This is a genomic window from Verrucosispora sp. WMMD573, from assembly GCF_027497175.1.
Lineage (GTDB): Bacteria > Actinomycetota > Actinomycetes > Mycobacteriales > Micromonosporaceae > Micromonospora.
In genome coordinates this window covers 5,172,758-5,195,102 of record NZ_CP114901.1, presented here as the reverse complement: position 1 = coordinate 5,195,102, position 22,345 = coordinate 5,172,758, and the positions used below count along the sequence as shown (strand labels likewise).

Annotated in this window: 19 protein-coding genes and 1 pseudogene; 10 read left to right on the top strand and 10 right to left on the bottom strand. The window is 71.4% G+C overall.

Annotation, left to right across the window (positions count from 1 at the left end; all coding sequences use genetic code 11):
- Positions 1-255 precede the first annotated feature (255 nt).
- On the top strand, positions 256-1,275 hold the full coding sequence (locus tag O7601_RS23630) for a hypothetical protein (RefSeq protein ID WP_281563279.1): 1,020 nt from the start codon (positions 256-258) through the stop codon (positions 1,273-1,275).
- A gap of 48 nt (positions 1,276-1,323) precedes the next feature.
- On the opposite strand, the gene O7601_RS23625 is transcribed toward O7601_RS23630, so the two are convergent.
- The 5 genes from O7601_RS23625 to O7601_RS23605 all read right to left on the bottom strand — a co-directional run bounded on the left by O7601_RS23625 (position 1,324) and on the right by O7601_RS23605 (position 9,227).
- Positions 1,324-1,941, bottom strand: a complete 618-nt coding sequence (locus O7601_RS23625; RefSeq protein WP_281563278.1) for a DUF1775 domain-containing protein — start codon at positions 1,939-1,941, stop codon at positions 1,324-1,326.
- Positions 1,938-3,686 (bottom strand): FixH family protein, encoded by a 1,749-nt coding sequence (locus tag O7601_RS23620; protein WP_281563277.1) that lies wholly within the window; start codon positions 3,684-3,686, stop codon positions 1,938-1,940. Before O7601_RS23620 ends, O7601_RS23625 begins: the two co-directional genes overlap by 4 nt.
- Positions 3,687-3,705: 19 nt before the next feature.
- Entirely contained in the window at positions 3,706-4,413 is a 708-nt protein-coding gene (locus tag O7601_RS23615) for a YcnI family protein (RefSeq protein WP_281563276.1), read from the bottom strand.
- A gap of 262 nt (positions 4,414-4,675) precedes the next feature.
- Entirely contained in the window at positions 4,676-8,044 is a 3,369-nt protein-coding gene (locus O7601_RS23610) for an endo-1,4-beta-xylanase (protein ID WP_281563275.1), read from the bottom strand.
- Between the two features lie 169 nt (positions 8,045-8,213).
- Positions 8,214-9,227: a helix-turn-helix domain-containing protein gene (locus O7601_RS23605; RefSeq protein WP_348650211.1), complete on the bottom strand. Its 1,014-nt coding sequence runs from the start codon at positions 9,225-9,227 to the stop codon at positions 8,214-8,216.
- A 70-nt stretch (positions 9,228-9,297) separates the two neighbouring features.
- On the opposite strand from O7601_RS23605, the gene O7601_RS23600 reads away from it, so the two are divergent.
- Together O7601_RS23600 and abc-f are read left to right on the top strand one after the other, a co-directional pair.
- Positions 9,298-10,569, top strand: coding sequence for an amino acid permease (locus O7601_RS23600; RefSeq protein ID WP_348650210.1), 1,272 nt, complete (start codon positions 9,298-9,300; stop codon positions 10,567-10,569).
- A 252-nt stretch (positions 10,570-10,821) separates the two neighbouring features.
- Positions 10,822-12,459: a ribosomal protection-like ABC-F family protein gene (gene abc-f, locus O7601_RS23595; protein ID WP_281563274.1), complete on the top strand. Its 1,638-nt coding sequence runs from the start codon at positions 10,822-10,824 to the stop codon at positions 12,457-12,459.
- A gap of 3 nt (positions 12,460-12,462) precedes the next feature.
- On the opposite strand, the gene O7601_RS23590 is transcribed toward abc-f, so the two are convergent.
- Entirely contained in the window at positions 12,463-12,996 is a 534-nt protein-coding gene (locus tag O7601_RS23590; protein ID WP_281563273.1) for a GNAT family N-acetyltransferase, read from the bottom strand.
- A gap of 80 nt (positions 12,997-13,076) precedes the next feature.
- On the opposite strand from O7601_RS23590, the pseudogene O7601_RS29520 reads away from it, so the two are divergent.
- The 4 genes and pseudogenes from O7601_RS29520 to O7601_RS23575 all read left to right on the top strand — a co-directional run.
- Positions 13,077-13,262 (top strand): annotated as a pseudogene (locus tag O7601_RS29520) (helix-turn-helix domain-containing protein); the annotation flags it as partial.
- 33 nt (positions 13,263-13,295) lie between these two features.
- Positions 13,296-13,781 carry a hypothetical protein gene (locus O7601_RS23585; RefSeq protein WP_348650270.1) on the top strand — a complete coding sequence of 162 codons (486 nt, stop codon included), beginning with the start codon at positions 13,296-13,298 and terminating at the stop codon, positions 13,779-13,781.
- Between the two features lie 144 nt (positions 13,782-13,925).
- On the top strand, positions 13,926-14,840 hold the full coding sequence (locus tag O7601_RS23580) for an ABC transporter ATP-binding protein (RefSeq protein ID WP_281563271.1): 915 nt from the start codon (positions 13,926-13,928) through the stop codon (positions 14,838-14,840).
- Positions 14,840-16,501 (top strand): ABC transporter permease, encoded by a 1,662-nt coding sequence (locus tag O7601_RS23575; protein ID WP_281563270.1) that lies wholly within the window; start codon positions 14,840-14,842, stop codon positions 16,499-16,501. Before O7601_RS23580 ends, O7601_RS23575 begins: the two co-directional genes overlap by 1 nt.
- 89 nt (positions 16,502-16,590) lie before the next feature.
- Here O7601_RS23575 and O7601_RS23570 read toward each other — a convergent pair whose 3' ends face one another.
- Positions 16,591-17,040 carry a hypothetical protein gene (locus O7601_RS23570; protein ID WP_281563269.1) on the bottom strand — a complete coding sequence of 150 codons (450 nt, stop codon included), beginning with the start codon at positions 17,038-17,040 and terminating at the stop codon, positions 16,591-16,593.
- A 101-nt stretch (positions 17,041-17,141) separates the two neighbouring features.
- Entirely contained in the window at positions 17,142-17,714 is a 573-nt protein-coding gene (locus O7601_RS23565) for a nucleosidase (RefSeq protein ID WP_281563268.1), read from the bottom strand.
- A 94-nt stretch (positions 17,715-17,808) separates the two neighbouring features.
- Here O7601_RS23565 and O7601_RS23560 point away from each other — a divergent pair, with 94 nt between their 5' ends.
- Positions 17,809-18,885: an NYN domain-containing protein gene (locus tag O7601_RS23560; protein ID WP_281563267.1), complete on the top strand. Its 1,077-nt coding sequence runs from the start codon at positions 17,809-17,811 to the stop codon at positions 18,883-18,885.
- Between the two features lie 84 nt (positions 18,886-18,969).
- Here O7601_RS23560 and O7601_RS23555 read toward each other — a convergent pair whose 3' ends face one another.
- Both O7601_RS23555 and O7601_RS23550 read right to left on the bottom strand, forming a co-directional pair.
- A complete protein-coding gene (locus O7601_RS23555) occupies positions 18,970-19,737 on the bottom strand; it encodes an ABC transporter permease (RefSeq protein ID WP_281563266.1) in 768 nt (255 codons plus the stop codon).
- Positions 19,734-20,474 (bottom strand): ABC transporter ATP-binding protein, encoded by a 741-nt coding sequence (locus tag O7601_RS23550; RefSeq protein WP_281563265.1) that lies wholly within the window; start codon positions 20,472-20,474, stop codon positions 19,734-19,736. Before O7601_RS23550 ends, O7601_RS23555 begins: the two co-directional genes overlap by 4 nt.
- 111 nt (positions 20,475-20,585) lie before the next feature.
- On the opposite strand from O7601_RS23550, the gene O7601_RS23545 reads away from it, so the two are divergent.
- Together O7601_RS23545 and O7601_RS23540 are read left to right on the top strand one after the other, a co-directional pair.
- Entirely contained in the window at positions 20,586-21,689 is a 1,104-nt protein-coding gene (locus O7601_RS23545; RefSeq protein ID WP_281563264.1) for a histidine kinase, read from the top strand.
- The gene (locus tag O7601_RS23540; RefSeq protein WP_281563263.1) at positions 21,686-22,330 is read left to right on the top strand and encodes a response regulator transcription factor; all 645 of its coding nucleotides are present in this window, start codon (positions 21,686-21,688) and stop codon (positions 22,328-22,330) included. Before O7601_RS23545 ends, O7601_RS23540 begins: the two co-directional genes overlap by 4 nt.
- Positions 22,331-22,345: the final 15 nt, after the last annotated feature.

Below are 22,345 nucleotides of genomic sequence, written 5' to 3'. Positions count from 1 at the left end.
AAATCTCTCCGGATAATCGGCGTGATAATTCGTATTAGCACCTTGACCCGGGCTCGTCGCCGACCGCAGACTCATCGATCACAAGGTCTGCTCCCTCATGGAGCCCGATCTCACGCACGGTCACCGGCAATCGATGCCGCGACCGCCGTTCACGCCGGCCACCACCGACCTGCCACGTCCCAGCCGGCAGCGCGTTCCCACCACCGTCCCCAGCTCCGCCATCGACGAGCGTCCCACGCACGATCGGAGACCCGCATGCACGACCGGTCCATACCCCGACCCGCCCCGGTGACCCGCCGTGGCCTGCTGCGCGGCGCCGCCCTGATCGGCACCGCCACGGCCGCCGGCACCGCGCTCGGCGGCACCCTCGCCGCCGCTCCCGCCCTCGCCGGCCCGGCCGGCTTCCCCAGCTACCGGTATGTCCGCGACGCGTTCGCCACGCCGCTGCGGTACAACCCCACCGGCGAAATGATCTTCCCCTGCGTACGTGGGGTCTACGACAAGATCTCCGGTGCCCGGGGGCGGTACTACCTCTACTACGCCCCGCACGACGCGCCCGGCGGCATCTGCCTGGCCTACGCCGACCGGCTCGAAGGCCCCTACACCGAGCACCCCGGGAACCCGATCGTCGACCGGGTGCTGCCCACCACGACGGTCAGCCACGTCTCCTCACCGCATGTGGTGTGGAACGCCTCCTCCAGGGAGTTCTTTCTCTACTTCCACGGGGAGAACTTCACCACCCGGGTGGCCCGCTCCCGCGACGGCATCACCTTCACCAACGAGACGCCGATCCTGAGCACCCGCCTGGTGCCGAACACCACCGAGACCTCGTACGCCCGGGTCTTCGAACACTCCGTCGCCGGGAAGAACAACAAGTACGTCATGCTCTTCATGGGGGCGCACACCGTCGGCCCCGGCACCCGCAAGATTTTCTGGGGTTGGTCACCGAACGGCTGGGACCAGTGGCAGTTCGCCCCGAACCCGTTGATCTCGCCGGCCGGCGACGGGTTGACCGACATCTCCAGCCCGCACCTGCTCAAGCGCAACGGCACCAGCTACGTCGCCTACCACGGCAACGACGGACGGATCCGGCTCACCGAGGTCGGCAACAACTTCGACCGGGAGGTCCACCTCGGGGTCTTCCACGCCCCGATCGCCTCGGACAACGGTCGGGTCGCCGCGCCGGCCTTCGGCACCGACGGCGGCGTCTCGTACATGATCTACGAGGCCGGGCCGAGGCTCGACGCCCGCATCTGCATCGCCCGCGCCGTCTGACCGGTGCGGGCTACCCCGCGCCGGCACCTCAGGTCCGCTGCCGGCTGGTCACTGCCGCCGAACGGCGACGAACCCACCGACCGCCGCGGCGGCGACGAAGGCGACGACCACGACCGATGCTTGACCCAGGGTGGCGCCGTCACCCTGGGTCCGCTCCGCGCCGCCGGCCAGCGGTGGCGCGGTGGTCGTCCCCGGCTGGGCGGCGAGCACGGCGTTGGTGGCGATCAACCGCGGTGCGGGATGATCACTGTCTGCCGTGATGTCGATCCAGTCGTACGAGCCGCCGTCGGCGCATCGTTGCAGCACCGGGAAGATGAGGGTGTCCCCGGCTCGGGCCACGATCCGGGCGGTAACGCCCACACTGGCGGTCTCCAGGCCGGGTCCGGTGAACGTGACGCGATCGCCGGCGACCGCGCCGGACCAGCCCTCCGGTGCCGCGACAGCGGACGCGGTCACCCCGTCCGGCAGGGCGACTACCAGTTCGGTGGTGGGGGAGTCGTCGCAACTGTGGTCGAAGCTGAACGTCAGGGTGGCGGTGCCGTCACCGTTCGGCCGAGCCTCCGCCACCTCGACGTGCGCGGCAGCGGGCACCGCGCCCAGTACGAGATAGCCGAGCACGCCGGCCACCGTCACGACCGCTGCCCTGGCCCACCGCCGTCGCCTCATCGAACGTCCACCGTGAACCGGGCAATCGGACTCTCGTACTTGGAGGTCCGCACGCTCGCCTGCACCACCCACGAGCCAGCGAGCGGCAGGTCGACGACCGCCTCGTAGCGCCCCGGACCGGTAGGCGTCAATGTCCGTTCCAGGGGGCCGACAGCCATCGCCGGCAGCAGGACCGTCAGCTTCGGCTCCGCCACCGGTACAACGGGCTGGCCATCGGCGTCGACGAGCTCCAGTTCCATCGAGTTGACACCTACCTCTCCGGGGGTGAACCGGGCGACCGCACGCCCGGAGCCCAGCGGCGCCTCCACCACGAGCGGGCCGCTGCCGGCCTCCACCGCCGGCTTCGGTGCGGTCTCGATGACCGGGCTCTGGGTGACCAGGATCCCGGTGGCGACAACAACACCTACCAGCAGCACGGCCTCGACCCGGACGGTACGCCGCAGCAGGCGCCACGCCACCACGGAACCATCGTCACGGTCAGCGGCGAGGACGCGGGGCACCAGGCGGAACCGGTTGTGGGCGGCGACGACGAGCACCACGATGGTCAGCCCGACCTTGGTGAGCAGGGCGAGGCCGTACGAGGTCGCCCACAACGGCTCCCAGGACCGCAGGATGCGCCACGCGACCAGCAGGCCAGCGGCGCTGAGCAGGCCGACGAGGACGGCGGCGGTACGGGAGAACGCGGCCACCGTTCGGACGGCCGCGTCGGCCGATAGGTCGGCGGACCGGGTCAGCGCCCAGGGCAGCGCCACCAGACCACCCAGCCACACCCCGGCGGTGGTGACGTGCAGGATGTCTGCCGGGACGACCAGCCAGGCCGGACCGTAGGTGCGGGTGTGCCCGACCAGCGCGACCGCCCCCCAGGCGAGGGCGACACCGGCGAAGGCCAGCGCGGCCAGCGCGGCGCGCCGGGCCGGCTGACCGGCGACGGCCGGCCCCGTCTTCGCCCCCACGGTCGCGGTGGCCCACAGCGCGGCGCCCAGCCCGAGGACGACAAGCACCGAACTCAGTGCCTCCTCCGACCGTAGACCGGTCAGCCACTGGGCCCCGTCGAAGATGGCGGTCAGTCCGCGCCCGTCCTGCCAGGCGGGGACGGCCGGCACCAGCACCAGCCGGGCCAGCACGGTCAGTCCCGCCGACCAGCCGGCGAGCCGCAGCAGCCGACGCCGCAGGACCGGTGCCTCGGCGCGGAGCAGGACGAGGAGGAAGACCAGTAGGCCCGCACCGACAAGCAGGCCCAGATAGGCCACCGCCTCGGCCCCCTGGCGCAGGAGGTCCAGTGCGCGGGTCGGACGACTCTCCGGTACCGCTACCGTCGCACTGCTCGGCGCGCCGACGGCGAAACTGAACCCGCCGGAGACGGGATGGCTGTCCGCGGAGATCACCCGGAACGCGACGATGTAGGTGCCATCGGCGAGGTCCGGTGGGACGGTCAGGACCACCGTCGTGTCCACCGACCGGCTGTCGGTGGACAGTTCGTCGCCGGCCGCGTCGAGCAGTCGGACCCCACCCGAACGCACGGTCACCGGTTCGTTGAAGGTCAGCGTGACCTCGGCCGGGACCGTCGTCAGCACCGCTCCGTCGGCCGGGTCGGTACCCACCAGCACCGCATGAGCGGCCGCCGGCGCTGCCGGGGCGACGGCAGCCAACAGGCCGAGCAGGGCGGCGAGCGCGGCGGCACACGCCCGCCGCGCCCACCCACCCGGGACCGATCGCGCTGCCGCCCGAGTGCCGCGCGATCTCACCCGCAAGGTCGTCCGCCCGTCAGCCGGCCTTGCGGGTACGCAGCAGCGCCAGCCCGCCGGCCACCAAGCCCAGCGCACCGAGCACCAGAGCGATCCACCCGACCACTCCGGTGCCGCCGGCGGGCTCCTCGGTGGTCTGCGACACCGGCTGCACGGCCGCCTCGGCGCCCTCGGCGTCGGCCTTCGCGGTCAGCACGAACGCCGGCGCCGGGTGTTCCAGTTCGTCGGCGTCCTGACCGGCGGCGGGCATCTCCACCCACGGCGTCTCACCCTGCTCGCAGGTCTGCACGGCGGGGAAGGCCAGCGTCTCGCCGGCCGCGTCCGGCAGCTTCAGCGACAGTTCGAACGTGTCCCGCAGGTCGGCCGGCAGCGGCGTCTTCGCGGTGTAGACCACCTCGGTGACCCGCTGCGTGATCTCGTTGCCGTGGCCGTCCTTGACCGGCGGATTCAGCTCCGCCATCACCTTCTGCACGGTCCAGTTCGAGTTGACCGTCGGTGTGACCGAGACGATCTGCTCCGGCATCTTGATCGACACCTTCGTGGTGGCCGACGTGTCGCAGCCGTGCGGCACACCGAACGTGAGGACGGTGTAGGAACCGGCGGTGGTGACCGACGGGCTGACCGTGACGTGCGCGGCGGCCGGCGCTCCGGTGAGCGCCACTGCGGCGGCGGTGAAGAGTCCGAGGGTGGCAGCCTGCGCGACCCTGCGGCGTCTGAGATCCAGCATTGCACGACCTTTCGGAGGGGCGGCCCGCGTTCTGCGCGGCACGTCACAGGTATGTGGTCGGCCGCCGGGGGTCCGAAGTTCCCGGGGACCTGTCATTCCCATGATTCGGACGAGGCGTCCGGCAGGTGGACGGCGCCCGAAGGTCCGGAGCGCGGACATACAGATGGTGGCCACCGCGCAGAACGAGCGGTGGCCACCACCGGAGCTACCTCACCGGCCCCGGCCTGTCAGCGTGGTCGGCCGACGTGGCCCGGGCCGGGTGTCACAGGTTGGCGCAGTAGCCGATGCTGAAGGTGCTGGCGCCGGCCGCCAGGGTCCGGTTCCAGTTCACCCCCTTGATCCGGTAGCTGCCGTCGACGAGCTGCTCCCGTTTGAAGTTCCAGGCGGTGTACATGTCACCCTCCAGGTCGACCACCGCGGTCCACTCGACGGGCTTGTCGCCGTTGTTGGTGGCGGTGATGGTGGCGCAGTAGCCGCCGCCGCTGTCGGAGTTCCACCGGGCGATCCGCTCCATCGCGATCTCCACGTTGGAACCGGCGACCAGCCGGCCCACGCCCCAGCGGGCGGTGGTCTGGTAACCCTCGCCGTTCTGTTCCGCCCAGTTTCGGATCGACGTGCGTGCGCCGTCGGAGGCGTCGTTGACCTGGAAGTCCAGGCCGTGGAACGTGCCGAGGCCACCGTATTCGAGCAGACTGATCGCCGCCTCGACGGTGTATCCGGTCTCGGTACGCACGGCAGCGCTCTCCAGTCGTCCGGCCTGGAACGCCTCGTCACCGGTGCCGAACGACACGACGTTGTCGGCGTTGATCCGGATCTGGGTGTCGTCGTAGCGGAACGGACCGTTCTTGGCGTTGCCGGCGTCGACGTAGATCTCGACCGAGTCCTGGGTCCACGGGTCGGAGCCGGAGACATCCACCACCGGGTCGGTGACCTCGGCCAGCACGTACAGCGTCTGGCCCTGCCAGAGGGTACGGACGTTCGCGGTCGCGCCGTCGGTGCCGGAAACCTGCTTGGCGGTGGTGACCGACGTGGCCTGGGACCAGCCGGCGTCCACCGTGCCGTCGATGACCGGCGCGGTGGCCGTCTCCCGTACCTCCAGGTATGACAGCTCCTCGACCAGGCTCAGGGTGCCCACGGCGCCCGGGGTGTTCCAGCCGGAGGTCGTGCCGTTGTCGGTCACCCGTACGTCGAGGGTGCGGGTGTCGCCCTCGGCGGCGTCGACCAGCGGCAGGTGAGCGACCAGGTGGTAGCCGCCGTCCCGCTCGGCTGCCACGGCCGGCACGTCGCCGCTGCCGTCGCGGGCGACCCGGTAGGTCTCGTCGCCGAGCGCGAAGGTGACCTGGTCGTCGTCGGACACCGCGGCGTCGTCGACCGTGACGTACGCGGTCAGGTGGTCCGGCGCCCAGCGCAACTGGAACCGGGCCGTGTCCTCGATCGGGTGCAGGGGCAGTTTGCGCCAGGTCAGGTCCTTCGGCGCGGCGGCCGTGAGGGCCAGGTCACCGGCGAAGACGTTGGCTGTACGCAGACGCGCCGGCAGGTCACCGTCGACCGCCCCGTAGTAGGCCGGCTTGGCCCGCAGGTTGTCGTCGAACAGCAGCGGCGCGTTGGCTGCCCGCCACGAGCGGCCGTCGGTGAGCCCCCACACCGTGACGGCGAACAGGTCGTCGGTGTGCTCCCGGAAGATCCGGAAGGCATCCCGGTAGAAGTAGCCCTGCTCGATGAGCCGCGCCTGGGTCACCGGGGTGCCGGTGGTGACGTCGAGTTCGGTGACGGCCTGGGTCAGCGGCAGCTCGGCGAAGGCGTCCAAGGTGGCCGCCAGGCTGCTGACCGGCGTGGCCAGCGAGACGTGGAACTGGTGCCCCACCCCGTCGATCGGCACGTCCCGGTCGACCAGCCGCTGCACCAGCGCCCGGTAGCGGGCCTGCTTGCCGCTCTGCTCGGTGTTGTAGTCGTTGATGAACAGGGTCACCGGGTCGCTGCCGGGTACGGCGTGTACGTCGTTGAACGCCTCGTGCGCGTACTCGAACGACAGGTCGATGAAGTTCTCGCCGAGAATCCGGTACCACTCGCTGCGGCGCAGGCCGTCGGCGTACTCGCCGCTGTCGCTGATCACCTCGTTGACGACGTCCCAGGCGTACAGCGGGTTGGTGGGAGAGCCGAACGGACCGTAGCGCTCGGACAGTGATTCGGCCACGTCGAAGATGTGGGTACGCAGCCGGTCGCGCAGCAGCTGCTGGTGTTCCGCAGACGTGGTGAGCGGCTGGCCCTCGGCATCCTGGAAGAACCAGGTCGGGGTCTGGCTGTGCCAGACCAGCACGTGACCGTAGACGCGCAGGTCGTTGTCGCGGGCGAAGTCCATCACGGCGAGCGCCTGCTCGTGGGGCCGGAAGTTGCGCTCGTCGTCGTACCAGGCCTCGGGCTTCATGTGGTTCTCGTGCGTGACCTGGTTGAAGTGCCGGTTCAGCAACTGTGCGGGGCCGCCGACGGTCTCCCGGGCGTCGATGGCCACGCCGACCGGGAAGTCGGTGGTCTCGTGAATGGGGGTGAGGTCCTCGATGACGGGCGGTTCGGGCACCCGGACGATGATGTCGTCGATCAGGAAGTCGCTGGTGTTGCCGGTCACGTCCGCGCCCTGCCAGCGGGTCTCGAAGTAGAGCAGGGCCTCGTCGGAGGCAGGCATGGTGAACCGGGCGCTCACCTCGGTCCATCCCGTGTTCGTGATGGACTCGAACTGGGCGAGGGTGCTGAACGACTGGCTGCCACCGGAGGTGCTGGCCAGGCTGAGCCAGATCTGGTCGGTCGGCTGGCCCTCGGCGAACCGCAGCCAGGCGCTGAACTCGTAGGTGACGCCGGCCTCGAACAGGCCGGCGACGTCGCGCCCGAGCCCGGCACCCTGGTTGACCCGGTCGGTGACGAGCGCCGCTGCCGTCCCACCGTGCGCGACGTCGCTGATCTCGACGGTCGGGGCGCCGGGACCGCTGTCGCGCGGACCCCAGCCGTCCAGTCCGTCCTCGAAGTCGGTGTCGATGACGACGGTGCCGGGTTCAGGTCCGCCCGGTCCGCCGTCCGGTCCGGTGATCAGCACGTCGTCGAGGAGGAACGGGGTGCTTTCCGCAGCCTCTACGTAGAGGGTGGCGGCGCTGAGCCCGTCGGGCAGCGTGTAGGTGCCGCCGATCTGCACCCAGCTCTCGGCGGTGGCGGGGACGTCGCCGCCGATCCAGGTGTAGGTGTTGTCTCCGCCGTCGGCCGGGGTCGCCTCGACGGTGAAGTGCACTCCGGCGGTGCCCTCGGTGCCGGCCGGCAGCTTCACCCAGGCGGTGACCGAGTACTGCGTACCGGGCCGGAACAGCGCCGTCGCGCTCGTCGCCGCGCCCTGCCAGTTCGCCGTACGGCCGGTGACCGACAGGCTGCTGTCGCTCTCGTGTCCCTCGTCGGCGATGGCGAGGGTGATGTCGCCGCGTGGTCCCCACGGCGCGTACGAGCCGGACTCGAAGTCGTTGGCGAGGACGGTCTCGGCGGCGGCTGCCGGTGCGGGTGCCACGGCGACCGCCGTGACGAGCGCTGCGGAGCAGAGCAGCGCGACGGTTCGGGATCGGCGTCGTGATCGATGGGAGAGGTTCCAGAGGCGCATCGAAATCCCTCTACTTTGTGTCGGTGCTGGCGGGGTGTGTCTGATGTGGCCCTTCGGACGGATTCAAGCGCGTGCATGTTATGTCGACAGCACAGCCCTGGCCACAACTTCCGGAAGTTTTCGGTAACGACGCAGCGGCGGCGGCTGGCGAATCAAACGGCGGCCGGCGCTACCGCAGTGGCTGGCCGGCCGGCCGGTGCGGTGCCGTCGGGCGGGCAGACGCGCCGGCCCGGTACCGGAAGACGTGCCGGTAGGTCTGCGGGGTCATTCCGCTGATCCGGCCGAAGTGCTGGCGCAGGTTGGCGCCGCTACCGAAGCCGGTACGGTGCGCGATCCGCTCGACCGGATCCTCGGTGGTCTCCAGCAACTCCTGTGCCAGCCGGACCCGCTGCTCCAACAGCCACTGCAACGGCGTCGTGCCGAGCGAGTCGCGGAACCGGCGGGCCAGGGTACGCGGGCTCAGGTTGGCCGCGCGGGCCAGGTCGTTGACCGACAGCGGCCGGTCGAGGCGTTGCCGAGCCCACTCCAGCACCGGGCTCAGATCGGCCGGGGACGTTCCGCGCACCGGCGGCGCCGGATACTGGGTGTGCTCGGCGCCCCGCTGCGGCGCCACCACCATCCGCCGGGCCACCTCGGCGGCCACCGCGGCACCGTGGTCCAGCCGCACCAGGTGCAGGCACAGGTCGATGGCGGCGGCCGTACCGGCCGAGGTGAAGATGGTGCCCTCCGCCACATAGAGCACCCGGGGGTCGAGGTCGACCAGCGGGAACCGGCCGGCGAAGTCCTGCGCGTTCATCCAGTGCGTGGTGGCGCGGCGGCCGTCGAGCAGGCCGGCTGCGGCGATCGGGTACGCGCCGGTACAGATGCCGACGATGCGGCTGCCCCGCGCGTACGCGGTGCGTAGCGCCTCGACCAGCTCTGCCGGCGGACTGGTCTGGATGGGCCGCGCGCAGCCGGGCACCAGCACGGTATCGGCCTCGACCAGATCGTCCAGGCCGTACGCGGGATCGAGCCACGAGCCACCCGTGGTACGCAGCGGACCCGGCTCGGCCGCGCACAGGCGCATCTCGTACCACGGGTCGACGATGTCCCGCCGGTCGGTGCCGAACACCTCCTGCGGGACGGCCAGCTCGAAGAGCGGCAGGTTGTCGGTCACCGCCACCGCGACGACGTGCGGACGCATGGCAGGAATCTAACGCAGCTCGGCATCAATCCTGCTGTCCCGGCCGGCCGGTCTGGACGACGGTGATCACATGACCCTGACCCATGCCACGCCGGTGACCGGCGGTCGGCTGACCGCCGCCCAGGGCACCGCTCTCTACGTCGGTGCCGTACTGGGTACCGGCGTGATCGCGCTGCCCGCGCTGGCGGCCGAGGCCGCCGGCCCCGCCTCGCTGCTCGCCTGGCTGCTGCTCGTGATCGTCTCCGCTCCACTGGCCGCCACGTTCGCCGCGCTCGGTTCCCGCCACCCGGATGCCGGTGGCGTGTCGACGTACGCCCGGATGGCCTTCGGACCGCGGGCGGCGGCCGTCGTCGGTTGGTGCTTCTACTTCGCGGTGCCGCCGGGCGCATCCGCGGCGGCGCTGTTCGGCGCCGCCTACGTCGAGGCGGCGGTCGGCGGCGGTACGCTGACCATCGCGGTCACGGCGGCGCTACTGATGATCGCGGTCACCGCCACCAACCACGCCGGTGTGCAGGTCGCCGGCCGGGTGCAGCTCGCGCTCGCCGGAGCGCTTGTCGCGTTCCTGCTGTTGGCCGTGCTGCTGTCGCTGCCACACGCGGACGCCGCGAACCTCACGCCCTTCGCCCCGCACGGCCTGACCGCCGTCGGTCCCGCGGCGGCGCTGCTGATGTGGAGCTTCGTCGGTTGGGAGGCGATCACCCACCTGACGGGCGAGTTCCGCCGTCCGGGGCGGGACCTGACCCGGGCCACCGCCGCGGCGGTCGTCGTGGTCGGCACGCTGTATCTGGCGGTGGCCTTCGCGACCGTCGCCGTGCTCGGCTCGGCTGCGGCGGACTCCACGGCACCGCTCGGCGAGCTGTTCGCGGTCGCGCTCGGCGGCGACACCCGCTGGTTGGTCGCCGGGGCGGCGCTGCTGCTGACCTTCGGCGCGATGAACGCCTACTACGCCGGAGCGGCGAAGCTCGGTGCGGCGCTCGGCCGCGACGGTGCGCTGCCGGGCTGGCTCGCCCGGGGCAGCGTGGCCGGCGAGGTGCCCCGCCGCAGCCTCGCCGTCACTGCCACCCTGGCGTTTCTCGCGCTGGGCGCGGTCCTGGTCACCGGCCTCGGCACCCATCCGCTGGTGCTGCTCACGACCGGTTCCTTCAGCACCGTCTACGTGATCGGTGTCGCGGCGGCGCTGCGGCTGCTGCCCCGCCGCAGCGCCGCCTGGTACGCCGCCGCCGCGACCATCGGCGTGGTGCTGTTCCTCCTGGTCATGACCGGCGGGTACCTGCTCTGGCCGGTGGCGGTGACCGGGGCGGCGCTGCTGTATCTGCGGGCGCGGGGCCGGATCCGGGCCTGATCGGTGACCCACCCGCCGGGGTTCGGGGCTCGGCGGGTGTCCCGGTTCGGTGCCGACCGGACCGACACTTGCTAGGCTTACCCAGCGGATCAACCGCCAGGTACGAAGCGAGGAGCGCTCGGCATGCTTTCGGGGGACGACGACATCTCAGGGTGAGCAGCCCTGCCGCCGGAACGGCGGCCTGTCGTGTCGTGGCCCTGTCTGCCTGACCGGGGCGTTGTGTCCCCGGCTTCTCATCCGAGGTCTTCTTCGATGTCCGACGTCTGTGTCGTCTGCACCAACCTGTCCTTTTCCTGGCCCGACGACACCCCGGTTTTCCAGGACCTGTCATTCACCGTGCCGCCGGGTCGCACCGGCCTGGTCGCGCCGAACGGCGCCGGCAAGTCGACGCTGCTGCGCCTGATCGCCAGCGATCTCGTACCCACCGGGGGCGGCGTGACGGTCGAGGGGGAACTCGGCTACCTGCCGCAGAACCTTCCGCTGACCGGTGACCTGATCGTCGCGGAGGTACTCGGCGTCGCCCCGGCGTTGACCGCGTTGCGGGCGATCGAGGCCGGCGACGCCAGCGAGGAGAACTTCGCCACGGTCGGTGACGACTGGGACGTCGAGGAGCGCAGCCGCGCCGAACTCGACCGCCTGGGTCTGGGCGAGGTGGCGTTGGATCGTCGCCTGCACACCCTCAGCGGCGGGCAGGTCGTCTCCCTCGGCTTGGCCGCCCAGCTGCTCCGGCGTCCCGACGTGCTGCTGCTGGACGAGCCGACCAACAACCTCGACATCGACGCCCGGCACCGGCTCTACACGGTGCTGGAGAACTGGTCCGGCTGCCTGCTGCTGGTCAGCCACGACCGGATGCTGCTGGACCGGATGGACCGCATCGCCGAACTCGACGGCGGGCAGGTGCGCATGTTCGGCGGCAATTTCACCGCCTACGAGGAGGCGGCGAGGGCCGCCCGTGAGCTGGCGGAGCGCCAGGTCCGCAGCGCCGAGTTGGAGGTCAAGCGGGAGAAGCGGGAGATGCAGCAGGCCCGCGAACGCGCCGAACGGCGAGCCGGCAACGCAGCCCGCAACCTCGGCAACGCGGGCCTGGCCCGCATCGTGGCCGGTGGGCTCAAGCGCAGCGCCCAGGAGTCGGCGGGCCGGGCCCAGCAGGCGCACGCCAGCCGGGTCAGCGACGCGCAGTCCCGGCTCGACGAGGCCGGCCGGGCGCTGCGAGACGATCAGACGCTGGCGGTGGATCTGCCGGAGACCGACGTCCCGGCCGGCCGGACCCTTGTCGAGGGGCAGCGGATGCAGGTCCGGTACGGCGACCGGGCGCTGTTCGCCGGGGACGGCGTCGACCTGACCATCCGCGGCCCGGAACGGATCGCGCTGACCGGTCCCAACGGCGTTGGCAAGTCCACGCTGCTACGCCTGCTGCTCGGCGAGCTGGACCCGGAGGGTGGTCAGGTGCGTCGGGCCGACGGCCGGGTGGCGTACCTGTCGCAGCGGCTGGACCTGCTCGACGCGGACCGCACCGTGCTGGAGAACCTCACCGCGTACGCTCCGGACCGCCCGCAGTCGGAGCGGATGAACCTGCTGGCCCGGTTCCTGTTCCGGGGTGCCCGCGCCCAGCTGCCGGTCGGCGTCCTCTCCGGCGGCGAGCGCCTGCGCGCCACCCTGGCCTGTGTCCTGTACGCCCAGCCGGCACCGCACCTGCTGCTGCTCGACGAGCCGACAAACAACCTCGACCTGGTAAGCGTCAGTCAGCTGGAGAACGCGTTGCACGCCTACCGGGGCGCGTTCGTGGTGGTCAGCCACGACGAACGCTTCCTGCGCGACATCGGCGTAGACCGGTGGCTGCGCCTCGACGAGGGCGGTCTCCGCGAGATCCCCGCCCCCGAGCCCGACTGAGTCTCAGTTGCCGGCCGGGCCGCGCCCCTGACCTGGGCCGTCTCCGGCGGGCAGCACGAAACGGCGCAGGGTGACCCTCGAGCCGTCCGGCGCATTCCACCTGGCGGTCTCGGTGACAACGTGTCGCCAGCCCTCCCGTTCGTACAGCGCGACGGCTGGTGACCGGTCCTGGTCGACGACCTCCAGGGCCAGGTCCAGGTGTTGCTGCGCGGCCCACTGCCGCACGTGCCGCAGCAGGTAGGCACCGACCCGACGGCGACGGAAGGTGGGTGCGACGAACAGCCGGGCGACCTCGGCCGGGGGACGGCCGGAAGCGCCGTGTCCGGTCGGCGGGGTGCGGTGGACGGCGAGGTGCCCCACCAGGCCGCCGCCAGTCCCGGCGACCCACGCCCGCCACAGCTCCGGCGGGCACAACCAGCGGGTCGGATCGCTCGGCCAGTTGAGCGGATAGCCGTCGACACGGTGCACCTCGGCCAGCAGGTCGACGCATCCGGGCAGGTCGGCTGGCTGGCGTTCGCGGATGGTGAGCGAGGTCATCAGATCATTCTCAGGTGTCTCGCAGGATTGCGGCGATGGAGGGCTTGCCGGGCGATTGAACAAGTGTTTAATCTGGTGTCGTGACGTCCCTGGGCGGAGCTTCGGAGGAGCGCGGCGGCGAGTTGGCCACCGCGAGCCGCATCCGTGACGCCGCCATCGCTCGTTTCGCCCGCGACGGCTTCCGGGTCGGGCTGCGCACCATCGCCGCGGACGCCGGGGTGACCGCCGGTCTGATCGTGCACCATTTCGGCTCGAAGGAGGGGCTCCGCCGCGCCTGCGACGAGCAGGTGCTGGAGGTCATGCGCCGGGAGAAGAAGAAGGCGCTCACCGACGGCAGCGGGACGATGCTGCTGGCGCAGATGGCCCAGGTCGAGCAGTTCGCGCCGATGGTGCAGTACCTGCTGCGCAGCATGCAGGCCGGCGGGGAACTGGCCGCCCAGCTGATCGAGCACATGATCAGCGACGCCGAGGCGTACCTGTCGGCGGGGGAGGCGGCCGGGGTGGTGCGGCCCAGCCGTGACCGGGCCGCTCGCACCCGTTACCTGGCGTACCAGGCGACCGGCAGCATGCTGCTCTGGTTCACCCTGCACGGTGCCGACGCGGAGCCCGAGAAGTTTCCCGCCCTGTTCCGCCAGTACATGGACGAACTGGCGCTGCCGGCGCTGGAGTTGTTCACCGAAGGGCTGCTCGTCGACCGGTCGATGCTCGACGAATACCTGATGTACGTGCCGGATCCGCCGTCGGCCGCATCGAACGCCGCCGACCCCGACGGTACGGCGAGCTGAACCGCCACCACGCCGCGGCGTGGCCCCACTCATCCGCGCACCAGCGCGAACCACACCGGATCCGTGCGGTGCCGCCCCGGATCCGTTGACCGATCACATCGCTCCCCGGGACGCCCGGGGCTACCTCGAATGAGGTCAACCACCATGACTGCTGCCATCGACATTCACCACCTCGACAAGTCCTTCGGCCGGGTCAAGGCACTTGACGGACTCGACCTGCGGGTCGGCTCCGGCACCGTGCACGGCTTCCTCGGCCCCAACGGCGCCGGCAAGTCCACCACCATCCGGATCCTGCTCGGACTGCTGCGCGCCGACGCTGGCCAGGTCCGCCTGCTCGGCGGCGACCCCTGGGCCGACGCGGTCGCCCTGCACCGACGGCTCGCCTACGTGCCCGGCGACGTGGAGCTGTGGCCCAACCTCACCGGCGGCGAGGCGATCGACCTGTTCGCCCGGCTGCGCGGCGGCACCGACCCGGTCCGCCGGGACGAGCTGTGCCAGCGCTTCGACCTCGACCCGAGCAAGAAGGGCCGCACCTACTCCAAGGGCAACCGGCAGAAGGTGGCGTTGATCGCGGCACTGGCCAGCGACGTCGAGCTGCTCCTGCTCGACGAGCCGACCGCCGGGCTGGACCCGCTGATGGAGGCGGTCTTCCAGGAGTGCATCCGCGAGGTCAAGGACGCCGGACGCACCGTGCTGCTGTCCAGCCACATTCTCGCCCAGGTCGAGGTGCTCGCCGACCAGATCTCGATCATCCGGCAGGGAAAGATCGTCGAGACCGGTTCGCTCACCGAACTGCGCCACCTCACCCGTACCTCGGTCGAGGCGGTCACCGACCGGCCGGCCGACGGCCTGGCCAACCTGGCCGGCGTGCACGGCCTGCGCACCGACGACGGCCAGGTCCGCTTCGAGGTCGACGGCGACCAACTCGCCGTCGTGGTACGCGAACTCGGTGACCTCGGTGTGCAGGGGCTGACCGTCCGGCCGCCGACGCTGGAGCAGCTGCTGCTGCGGCACTACGGTGACCAGCTCGTCGGCAACCGTGCCGGGAAGGTGGCGTGATGACCGCGACGACGCTCGACCGTGCGGCACCGGCCGGTACCGGCACGGGCACCGCCGTCGCCGGGACCGGCAGCCTGCTGAGGTTCATGCTGCGCCGCGACCGGATCCGGCTGCCCGCCTGGACGCTCGGTCTGCCGCTGCTGATGACCTACTTCGCCACCGCGCTGGACACCATCGCGCAGACTCCGGAGGATCTGGCGGGGCTGACCGCCTTCACCAGCAGCCCCGCCGGAGCCCTGTTCGGTGGACCCGGCTTCGGTTTCGACGACCTGACCATCGAACGTTTCCTCGCCGGCCAGTACGGCCTCTACGTGCTGATCGGCGCCGGTCTGATGGGCCTGCTCACCGTGGTCCGGCACACCCGGACCGAGGAGCGGACCGGGCGGGCCGAGCTGGTCCGCGCCAACGTGGTCGGTCGGCACGCCCAACTGACCGCCGCGCTGACCCTCACCGCCGTGATGGCGGTGCTGGTCGCCCTGCTGATCGGTGCGATGCTGACCGGCCGCGGCTTCGACCCGGGTGGCTCCATGCTGTTCGGTGCCTCCGTCGGTGCGGTGGCGCTGGCCTTCGCCGGCATCGCCGCGGTCACCGTCCAGTTGTCGGAGTACCCGCGGGCTGCCTCCGGCATGGCCGGGGCGGCGCTCGGGGCCGCGTTCGTGTTGCGCGGCCTCGGTGACATGGCAGCGGTGCAGGGCAGCGGACCGTCCTGGCTGTCGTGGCTGTCGCCGATCGGCTGGTCCCAGCAGACCGCCGCGTACGTTTACGACCGCTGGTGGCCGTTGGCCGTCTCACTGGCCTTCGCGGCGGCGACCGCCGCCACCGGCTACGTCCTGTCGGCGCGACGCGACTTCGGCGCCGGCCTGGTGCCGCCCCGACCGGGCTCGCCACGGGCCGCGAGCTGGCTGGCCGGCCCGCTCGCGTTCGCGTTCCGGCTGCACCGGGCGAGCCTGATCGGCTGGAGCGTGGCGCTGCTGACCGCCGGCGTGGCCTACGGCTCGTTCACCCAGCCCCTGCTGGACGGCTTCGAGGACGCGCCCGAGGACCTGGTGGAGGTCATGGGTGGTGGTTCTGGTGACCTGCTCGCCGGCTACCTGGGCATGATGGGACTGACCATGGCGCTCGTCGTCGGGGTCTACGCGGTACTCGCCGTGCAGTCGCTGCGCGCCGAGGAGACCGAGGGACGGGCCGAGCCGGTGTTGGCGACATCGGTGAGCCGGACCGCCTGGCTCGGCAGTCACATCGCCGTGGTGGCGCTCGGCGTACCGTGGCTGCTGCTGGTCGCCGGCATGGGGATGGGGGTCGGCGCGGCGGCGAGCACCGGCGATGCCGGTCTGTTCGGTGACGTGCTGGTCGGCCACCTCGCGCACGCCCCGGCGGTCTGGGTGGTCCTCGCGGCCGCTGCCCTGCTCTACGCGGCGGCACCGAGGACGCTGCCGGTGATCTGGGTGGTGCTCGGCTACGGGCTGATCGCCGGCTATTTCGCCCCGATCCTGGAGCTACCCGAGAACGTGCTGCGGCTGTCGCCCTTCGAGCACGTGGGGGAGTACCCGCTGGAGGACATCAGCGTGGTCGCGGTGGTGGTGCTGACCGTGCTCGCGGGCGCCCTCGTCCAGGCGGCCGTGGCCGCCTTCCGCCGACGCGACCTGGCTGGCGGCGCCTGACCCGGGTACGAGCCTGCCGACGTGCGTGCGGCGCGTCGGCAGGCTCGGCACGGCCGGTGCCCGCTGCCGCCGGTGCGGACAGTTGACTGTCAGTCCCGGTGCGGCATCGGAAAGCCCGCCACCACGATGCCGTACAGCAGATGGTCGGCGACCAAGGCCAACTGTTCGTGCCAGTCGGTCAGCCGTCGATCGATGCCGAGGGCCGGCGCGATTGTGGTGTGGAAGCTGAGCAGCAGCGCCATGCCGTAGAGCGGGCCGACCCAGATCCGATGACGTAGGCGTTTGGGCAGCGCGCCGAAGGCGAGCCCGGCGCCGAGCCCGTAGCCCCAGTGCGCGACCGCCAGGGCCGCCGGGTGCTGATTGCCGGGCAATCGGTCGAGCAGTCCGGGCGCCAGCTTCTCCATCACCGACTTCGGCGGCGAACTCTGCACGAGATTCAGGGAGGTGGTGGCCTGGCGTAACCCGGACATCGCCATCGCGGCGATGACCCCTCGGATGCCGCTGCGCATGATGATCGTCGTGCGTGCCGACAGCTCCATGCTCCGTTCCAATCCGTAGCCGCAGTAACGCGGCTACCCGGACCTCGCGACGTCAAACGTGCCGGTCACCGCGAGTACCCCCGCGCTGGGCGGCCGGCAGCTCACTGTCGGAGGTTGTCCCGCACCCAACCGGCGAGGATGCGGGCGCAGCCGTCCACCGACTCCTGCCAGCTGCGCTCAGCCCCGTCGCCGGCCTCGTCGCTGACCTGCTTCACCACGCGGACCGGTACGCCGAAGGCGTGCGCCGTCGACGCCACCGCGTACCCCTCCATGTCTACCAGATGGGCACGACGGGCCAGGGCCGCGCGGGCCTCGTCGTCGGCGATGAACCGGTCACCGGTGGCCAGCGTCGGGCCGTCGCCCAGGGCCAGCGGCGCGCCGACGGTCTGACCGGTGAGGCGGCGGATGAACTCGGTGTCCAGGTCGTGCTGGAGGACGCTGCCGATCTCGTGGGTGCCGGTCCAGGCCGGGCGCAGTGCGCCCGCGGTGCCGAGGTTGACCAACACCGACGGCAATGGGAAGCGGGCCAGCGTCGCCGCGACGGCGGCCGCGGCGTTGACCTTCCCCATCCCGGTCAGCAGCACCGGAAGCTCCGCGTCGAGGTATGCGGCCTCCTCGGCGATGGCCAGGACGAGCAGTGGACGGTCCGGGCTGATCGTGCCGCGAAGATCCATCGGGCGATGGTAGCCGCTACCCGTGACGCTCCCGTTGCGGCGCGGTGCCACCGGCCCTCGGCCGGGTCCCGGCCGCACGACGTACGCTGCCCGGGTGGAGCATGAGGACCGGATCGCCCTGTTTCTGGACTACGAGAACCTGGCGCTGGGAGTGCGCGACCACCACGGCGGGGCGATGTTCGACTTCCGACCGATCGCCGACGCGCTGGCCGAGCGCGGCCGGGTGGTGGTGCGTCGGGCGTACGCCGACTGGTCGTACTTCGACGAGGACCGCCGGATGTTGACCCGCTCGCACGTCGAGCTGATCGAGATTCCGCAGCGGATGGGTGCCACCCGCAAGAACGCCGCCGACATCAAGATGGCCGTCGACGCGATCGAGCTGGCCTTCGAACGTGGGTACATCTCGACCTTCGTCCTGTGCACCGGCGACAGCGACTTCACGCCGCTGGTGCACAAGCTCCGCGAACTCAACAAGCAGGTGATCGGTGTGGGGGTCGAGAAGTCCACCTCGGCCCTGCTGCCACCGGCCTGCGACGAGTTCCTCTACTACGACCGGTTGGAGGGCGTCGACATCCTGCCGACGCGGGGGCGGCGGGGCCGTCCGGCCCGGCTGCCCGAGCCGGAGCCGCAGCCCGCCGAGCAGGTGGAGATCGAGGCGACGCCGAGCGAGGAGCCGGCCCGCGACGCCGACGCCCTCGCCGTCCTCGTCGCGCAGACCGTCGCGGGTCTGCAGGGCGGCTCCGGCGGGGAGGTGACCGCCTCGCGGTTGAAGCGGACGCTGTTGCGCAAGGATCCCACCTTCAGCGAGTCCGACCACGGGTTCCGCACCTTCGGTGAACTGCTGCGCCACCTCGCCGAACTGCGTGTGATCGAGCTGGCGGAAGGCCCGGCAAAGGGCGACCCGGAGGTCTCCCTGCCGGAACACGGCGACCGGGAGACGGCGTTCGCGCTGCTCAGCTCCGTCATCCGTGATCTCGGCGGGGAGACCGGGGAGGTGGCCCTGTCCGGCCTGAAGAACCAGCTTCGGCGGGTGCGGCCGGACTTCAGCGAGAAGAAGCTGGGCTACCGGGGCTTTCTGCAGTTCTGCAAGGCCGCCGCCACGGAAGGGGCCGTGGGCCTGCGGTGGAGCACCGAGGCGGACGACTACCTGCTCACCGCCGAGCCGTCCTGACCGACCGACCGACCGGTCGGTCGGTCAGGACGGGCGTCCGGCCAGCCGGCGGGCGCGTTGTGGTCCATCGGTGGCGGTGACGGGTCACTCCCACCGGAACAGCAGACCCGCGACCACTGCTGCGACGACGACCGTCGTGCCGAGGCCGATCAGGTTCGCCGCCGGTACCGCGGTGCCGGCCCAGGCGGACGACAGGGCCTCGACGGCCGCGCCGAACGGCAGCCAGCCACCGATCTCGGCGAGCGGCTCGGGCAGGGAGTCGCGACCGCCGAACATGCCACCGACGGCGCCCAAAACGAAGAAGCCGACCAGACCGATGGCGACGGCGGAGTTGGGGGTGGGCGCGACCGCCGCGACGATCATGCCGGTGCCGTACATCGCGGCCATCGCCAACGCGACCACTCCGGCAGCGGTGGCGAGGTCGGCGGGCGGGCTGGCGCCGAAGGCCAGGAACGCCACGACCAGAGCGGCCGCGATACCGACGAGCGCCTGGAGAACGCTGACCACGGCCTGGGCGGCGAGGACCATGGCCGGCGACGCGGGGGTGACCCCGAGCCGGCGGAGGATCCCGGAGCGTCGGTAGTAGGCGAGGAAGCTCGGCATGTTGATGATGCCGATGATCGCGACGACCATGGTGAACACGAGTGGCAGGACGTAGAGGTCCAACGCGGTGCGACCGTTGGTGACGACGGTCCGGCTCGCGGAGGAGGCGCTGGTCAACATGATCAGCAGCGGCAGGCAGAGGGGGACCACCAGTCCGGCCGTGTCCCGGACGACCATCTTCGCCTCGCAACCGATCAGGGTGACCAGCGAGCGCAGCCCGGGCCGACGGGCCTCGACGAGCGCGTTCATGCGGGCTCCTCCGCCAACTGCCGGCCGGTGAGGGCGACGAACGCGTCGTCGAGGGTGGCGGTCCCGGCGCGTGTGATCAGGCCCGCCGGGCTGTCGAGCGCGACGACCCGGCCGGCGTCGAGCACCACGACCCGGTCGCAGAGCCGCTCGACCTCCTCCATGGCGTGACTGACGAGCAGCACGCTCACCCCTTCGGAGCTGAGTCGCTCGACCGTGCCCCACATCCGGCGTCGTGCCGTCGGGTCGAGCCCGGTGGTCAGTTCGTCGAGGATCACCACGCGGGGTCGTCCGGCGATGGCGAGGGCGATGGAGAGCCGCTGCTGTTGCCCGCCGGAGAGCTTGTCGAAGCTGGTCCGGCGCTGTTCGGTCAGCTCGACGAGGTCCAGCAGTTCCTCGGTGGACCGGGGATCGGGGTAGAAGCTGCGGTAGAGGTCGACCAGCTCGGTGACCCGGAGCGCGTGGTGCAGCTGGGCCTGCTGCAACTGCACGCCGAGGATCTGTCGCAGCCGCGCCCGGTCCCGGCGCGGATCGAGACCGAGTACGCGTACCCGCCCCTGTTCGGGTACGCGTAACCCGGCGATCATCTCGACGGTCGTCGTCTTGCCCGCGCCGTTGGCACCGACCACACCGACCGTCTCACCGACCTCGACCCGCAGACTCACATCGACGACCGCCCTCGTATCGCGGTAGCTCTTGGCGAGGTGCTCGGCGAGGATCGCCGGTTCGGTGCTGTGCATGCCTCGACGCTACGAACCCGTCCGGCCGGTGTCGTGTCCCGAAAGTCATCACCCGCCGGCATTACTTCCGGCACAGGTGGGCTCGCCACGGCCCGACCTAGAGTGGGGATCATGCGACGGGTCGGGACAGACGAGTGGTCCGGCCTCGCGATGCTCGTGGTGGCGGTCGCCGTCGCTGGTCCCGGCCTCTTCGGCGCCATCGGGACCACGATCGGGCGCGGCTGGTGGATCGCGCTGTTCGCCTGCTACCTGGTCGCCATGCTCGTCTCGGTGGCCACCCGCGTGTCCCGGCTGGTCAGGTTCGCGGCGTTCGCCGCGAGCGTCGTCGCCGCCTGGGCCCTGCTGCTGACCGCATCCACCCTGGGGCTGTTGCCGGTGCTGCTGGTCCTCACCGCGGCGGTGAGCGTCTACGTGGTGCCGCTGCCGGTGGGGCTGGCGGTCGTGGTCGCCAACACACTCGTGATCACCTTCGGCGCGGCGTCGATGACGCGGGCTCCGGCCGACGGTGTCATGCTTCTGATCTTCTACCTGCTCATCCAACTGGCGACGCTGCTCAGCTCGGTCACCCTGCTGCGGGAGCAGCGGATGCGCCGCGAGCTGGCCGAGGCTCATGTCGAGTTGCAGGCGGCCAGCGTCCTGCTGTCGGACTCGGCTGCCACGGCGGAACGGCTGCGCATCTCCCGCGAACTGCACGATCTGATCGGCCATCAGCTGACCGTGCTGACCCTGGAGCTGGAGACCGCCCGCCACCTGGAGGGGCCGGCGGTGCGTACCCACCTTGAGCGGGCCGATCAGGTGGCCCGGGAACTGCTCGGCGACGTGCGGACCACGGTCGGACGGCTGCGCACCGAAAGTCCCGATCTTGAGCAGGCGTTGCGTCGGGTGACGCAGGACCTGCCCGGTCTCGACGTGACCATCGACGTGTCCCCGGCGGTGCGCGTCGACGAGGACGACGGCGCGGCGTTCGTCCGGGCCACTCAGGAGATCGTCACCAACACCATCCGGCACGCCGACGCGCGTACCCTGCGGATCTCGGTGACCGGCGACGAACGGGGGACCGTGCTGGACGCCCGCGACGACGGCCGGGGCGCACCGGAGCCGACGTTCGGCAACGGGCTGCGTGGCCTGGGTGAACGGTTCGCCGCCCTCGGCGGTGAGCTGTCGGTCGACGGAGGCGAAGGGTTCCGGGTGACCGCGCGGGTGCCGGCGCGATGACCCGGGTGGTGGTGGTCGACGACCAGACCCTGATCCGGCAGGGCATCCGTGGACTGCTTGAGGTCGCCGGAATCGACGTGGTCGGCGAGGCCGACGACGGCCGGGCCGCGCTCCCGGTCGTCGCGCGTACCGCCCCCGACGTGATCCTGCTCGACCTGCGGATGCCCCGCTTCGACGGCATCTGGGCGCTGGAACGGCTGCGTGCGGACGGCGTCGACATCCCGGTGCTGGTGCTGACCACGTTCGACGACGACGAACTCGTGCTGGCGGCGTTGCGCGCGGGCGCCCGGGGCTATCTGCTGAAGGACGTCACGCTGGAACAGCTCACCCGGGCCATCCGCACGCTCGCCGGCGGTGGCACGCTCATCGCTCCGTCGATCACCGACCGGATGCTGCGGGCGATCCGCTCCGGGCCGTCCCCGGCCGGACCGCAGGCGCCGCCGGTGCAGCGCCTCACCGAACGCGAGCAGGAGGTGTTGCGGCTCGTGGCGCACGGCTACAGCAACCGGGAGATCGCCGACGGGTTGTTCCTCGCCGAAGGCACCGTCAAGAACCACGTCTCCACGATCCTGACCAAGCTCGGCGCGCGGGACCGCACGAACGCCGTGCTCCGCGCGCTGCACGAGGGCATTCTCGGTTGAGCGTCCGCTGCCCGG